Annotated in this window: 3 protein-coding genes, 1 pseudogene and 1 riboswitch; all 4 genes and pseudogenes read left to right on the top strand. The window is 75.9% G+C overall.

Annotated elements, in window-relative coordinates; translation table 11 throughout:
- Positions 1 to 676 (top strand): annotated as a pseudogene (locus AB8Z36_RS35245) (MBL fold metallo-hydrolase); the annotation flags it as partial.
- Positions 677 to 734: 58 nt separating this feature from the next.
- A riboswitch (cobalamin riboswitch) is annotated at positions 735 to 811 on the top strand.
- A gap of 141 nt (positions 812 to 952) precedes the next feature.
- Positions 953 to 2,191, top strand: a complete 1,239-nt coding sequence (locus tag AB8Z36_RS35240; RefSeq protein WP_369217464.1) for a prenyltransferase/squalene oxidase repeat-containing protein — start codon at positions 953 to 955, stop codon at positions 2,189 to 2,191.
- Positions 2,188 to 2,868: an SCO2322 family protein gene (locus AB8Z36_RS35235; RefSeq protein WP_369217463.1), complete on the top strand. Its 681-nt coding sequence runs from the start codon at positions 2,188 to 2,190 to the stop codon at positions 2,866 to 2,868. Before AB8Z36_RS35240 ends, AB8Z36_RS35235 begins: the two co-directional genes overlap by 4 nt.
- A gap of 41 nt (positions 2,869 to 2,909) precedes the next feature.
- Positions 2,910 to 4,068: energy-coupling factor transporter transmembrane component T (locus tag AB8Z36_RS35230; protein ID WP_369217462.1), on the top strand; the 1,159-nt coding region annotated here is incomplete at its 3' end.

The following is a 4,068-nucleotide window of genomic DNA, read 5'->3' as shown; positions in this document are numbered from 1 at the left end:
GGCCGGGCAGCCTGCGGGGGCGGCCCTCGGCGGCGGCGCGCMKCWGMKGSGYGCCGYSSYCGGSGGSSGCSCCCGCGGGCTGCCCGGCCTGAACCCCGCCCTGCCCGACCGGACCATCACCCCGGGCGAGCTTCTTGACCTGCCCGGCCGCAGGCTGCGCGCGATCTGGACGCCCGGCCACACCCCGGGCCACGTCTGCCTGCACCTGGAGGAGGAGCATCCGGCGGGCCTCCCCGGCAACGGCCGCCTCTTCTCGGGCGACCACCTGCTGCCCGGCATCACCCCGCACATCGGCCTGTACGAGGACCCGGACGACGACGCCGTCACGGACCCCCTCGGGGATTACCTGGACTCCCTGGAGCGGGTGGGCCGTCTCGGTGCCGCCGAGGTGCTCCCCGCCCACCAGCGCGCCTTCACCGGCGCCCCGGCCCGCGTCCGCGAGCTCCTCGACCACCACGAGGACCGGCTGACCGGGCTGCTCGCCCTGCTCTCGGAGCCCCGCACACCCTGGCGGCTCGCCGAGCACATGGAGTGGAACCGGCCCTGGGCGGAGATTCCGCACGGCTCCCGCACCATCGCCGTCTCCGAGGCCGAGGCCCATGTGCGGCGCCTGGTGAAGCTGGGGCGGGCGGAGGCGGTGCCGGGGAGCGATCCGGTGGCGTATGTGGCGGTGTGACCGGAGCCGCTCCGTCCCCGGCCGGTAGAGTGGGCGGGTCGTCCTCACGTCCGCGCAGGGGGAAGCCGGTGGAAATCCGGCGCTGACCCGCAGCCGTAAGCCACAGCCGCTGACCCGTGGCGAGCCGGAATGCCCGGCGCGGAAGTGACCGGCTCGCTTCATCGGACCCCGATGAGCGGCACCGTCGAGGTATACGGAGCCGGAGCCGCCCGGAAGCCGTGCTCGCACGCTCCCGTGCCGCCCCGCTCCCCGCAGGGAGAGGCAACCCGCCGCATCATGAACGTTCGCCGCAGCGCAGCGGTCCTGGCCGCCGTGGCCGTGTTCGGCCCGGCCGCCGCACCGGCAGCTTTCGCCAATGACGCGTCGCCGTCGCCCGCCCTCCCCTCCGGTCTCTACGGAAAGACGGACCCGAAGTTCGACGGCGTCTTCCGCCAGTCGTACGCCCTGCTCGCCCAGCAGACCGCGGGCGTCCGGCCCGCCGCCAAGGCCGTCGACTGGCTCACCGGGCAGCAGTGCGCCAACGGCGGCTTCGCGGCGTACCGCGAGGACGCGGGCCAGCCGTGCGACGCCAAGACGCTCGTCGACAGCAACTCCACCGCCGCCGCCGTGCAGGCCCTCACCGCGCTCGGCGGCAAGGACAAGAGCCTGGCGAAGCCGGTCGGCAGGAGCATCGGCTGGCTGAAGTCCGTGCAGAACAAGGACGGCGGCTGGGGCTACAACCCGGGCCTGCCCTCCGACGCCAACTCCACCGGCATCGTCGTCGGCGCGCTCGCCGCCGCGGGCCAGAACCCCGCGAGCGTGCGGAAGGACGGCAAGTCCGCCTACGACGCGCTGCCCAAGCTCGCCATGGGCTGCGGCAAGGACGGCGGCGCCTTCGGCCTCGCCGACGCCAAGTCCGGCAAGCTCTCGCCGAACGCCGACGCCACCGCTGCCGGGGTGCTCGGCAGCCTCGGCAAGGGCCTGGTCGTGGAGCCCGCCAAGAAGGCCGCGTCCGGCGTCCCGGAGTGCGCGAAGCCGGACTCCGCCTCGCAGGCCGCGGGCAACGGCACGGGCTACCTCCTGAAGACCCTAAGCGAGAACGACGGCCACCTGATGTCGTCGATGCCGGGCGCCAAGGACAAGCCCGACCAGGGCAACACCGCGGACGCGGTGATCGCGCTCGCCGCCGCCGGGCAGAAGCAGCAGGCGGAGAAGTCCGCCAAGTGGCTCGCGGGCAACTCCGCGGACTGGGCGGAGCAGTCGGGCCCCGCCGCCTACGCCCAGCTCGTCCTCGCCGCGCACGCCGCGGGCATGGACCCGCGCGACTTCGGCGGCGCCGACCTGGTCAAGCAGCTCAACGCGCAGGGACCGGCCCCCGAGACCGCGTCCAAGTCGCCGTCGGCGGCCGCGTCGGACCAGAAGAAGGACGAGGACGACGGCGGCGTCAGCATCTGGTGGATCATCGGCGTCGGCATGGTCGCGGGCATCGGCATCGGCTTCCTGTACAGCGGCAACCGCAAGAAGCAGCAGCCGTGACGCGGAGCCGTGCGGTACGCGGGCTCCTGTCGGCGGGGGCGCTCGTCGCCGTGCTGCTGGGCGTCCTCACCGCCGCGCCCGCGTCGGCCACCGGCTACCGCTACTGGTCGTTCTGGGACCGGGACGGCGGCTCATGGACGTACGCGAACCAGGGGCCCGGCACCGCGCGGCCCGACGACGGTGATGTGCAGGGGTTCCGCTTCGCGGTCTCGGAGGACTCCAAGGACGCCGCCGCGCCGCGCGGCGCGGCCGGTTTCCGGGACATCTGCGCGGACACACCCGCCAAGGACGGCCGCAAACGCGTCGCCCTGGTGATCGACTACGGCCGGGCGCAGGACGCCCCCGGCGGCGAACGCCCGCCCGCCCGGCGCTCCGCCTGCGCGCGGGTCGCCGAGGACGCCACCAGCGCCGAGGCCCTCGCCTCGGTCGCCAAGCCGCTGCGCTACGACAGCAAGGCGCTGCTCTGCGCCATCGACGGCTACCCCGAGTCGGGCTGCGGCGAGCAGGTGTCCGGCGACGGCGAACGGAAGAAGAGGCCCGCGGACTCCGCCGAGAGCGCGGACTCCGGCCGGGCTGCGGACGACGGCGGCCCCTCGGTGGGCCTGATCGCCGGGGTCGCCGCCGTGGCGCTGCTCGGCGGCGCCGCGTTCCGGCAGACCCGGCGCCGCCGCGGCTGACGCGGCGACCCGGCACCACGGCACCGGACACGGACGGCACCATGACGCACCACGGCAGCAGCGCGCCCGGCCGCCTCGGGCGCCGCCTGGCCCCCGAGGCGCACCGGAGCAACGCGCTGCACCCCGGTGCGTGGTGGGTGTGGGCGCTCGGCCTCGGCACCGCCGCCTCCCGCACCACCAACCCGCTCCTGATCGCCCTGCTGATCGGCGTCGCGGGCTATGTCGTGGCGGCGCGCAGGACCTCCGCGCCCTGGGCCAGGTCCTACGGCGCCTTCGTGAAGCTCGCGCTGGCCGTGATCGGCATCCGGCTCGTCTTCGCGGTCGTGCTCGGCTCGCCCATCCCGGGCACGCACACCGTCATGACGCTGCCCGAGGTGCCGCTGCCCGACTGGGCGAGGGGGGTGCGGATCGGCGGCCGGGTGACGGCCGAGGGCCTGCTCTTCGCGCTCTACGACGGCATCCGCCTCGCGGGCCTGCTGATCTGCGTGGGCGCCGCCAACGCCCTGGCCAGCCCGGCCCGGCTGCTCAAGTCGCTGCCGGGCGCGCTGTACGAGGTGGGGGTCGCCGTCGTCGTGGCGATGACGTTCGCGCCGAACCTCATCTCCGACGTACGGCGGCTGCGGGCCGCGCGGCGGCTGCGCGGACGCCCCGACCGGGGCATGCGCGGACTCCTCCAGGTCGGCCTTCCGGTGCTTGAGGGCGCCCTCGAACGGTCGGTCGCGCTGGCCGCCGCGATGGACGCGCGCGGGTTCGGGCGCATCGCCCCCGTCCCGCGCCGGGTGCGCGGGGCGACGGCCGCGCTGACGCTCGGCGGCCTGATGGGCGTATGCGTGGGCACCTACGGACTCCTGACGGCGGAGGGCTCCTCCTACGGCCTCCCCCTGCTCCTGGCCGGGGTGCTCGCGGCCCTCGGCGGGCTGCGGCTCGGCGGGCGCCGCTCGGTGCGCACCCGGTACCGGCCCGACCGCTGGGGCGTACGGGCCTGGCTGGTCGCCGGGTCCGGGGTCGCCGTCGCGGGCCTGACGATCTGGGCGGCGTCCGCCGACGCGGCGGCCTTGCACCCCGGCGTCGTACCGCTGGTGGCCCCGGCCCTGCCGCTGTGGCCCGCCGCCGCGGCCCTGATCGGCCTCCTGCCCGSGTTCGTGGCGCCGGTCCCCACGGGCGAACAGGCCCCGGCGCCACCGGCCGCCAGGAATCCCC

It is taken from the genome of Streptomyces flavofungini (assembly GCF_041028215.1).
Taxonomy (GTDB): domain Bacteria; phylum Actinomycetota; class Actinomycetes; order Streptomycetales; family Streptomycetaceae; genus Streptomyces; species Streptomyces flavofungini_B.
The sequence above is the reverse complement of the archived record's forward strand: the minus strand, read 5'-3'. Positions and strand labels throughout refer to the sequence as shown.

Excerpts from the sequence above, each read along its gene's own strand:
- AB8Z36_RS35240 (WP_369217464.1), top strand. The coding sequence starts at position 953 with ATGAACGTTCGCCGCAGCGCAGCGGTCCTGGCCGCCGTGGCCGTGTTC.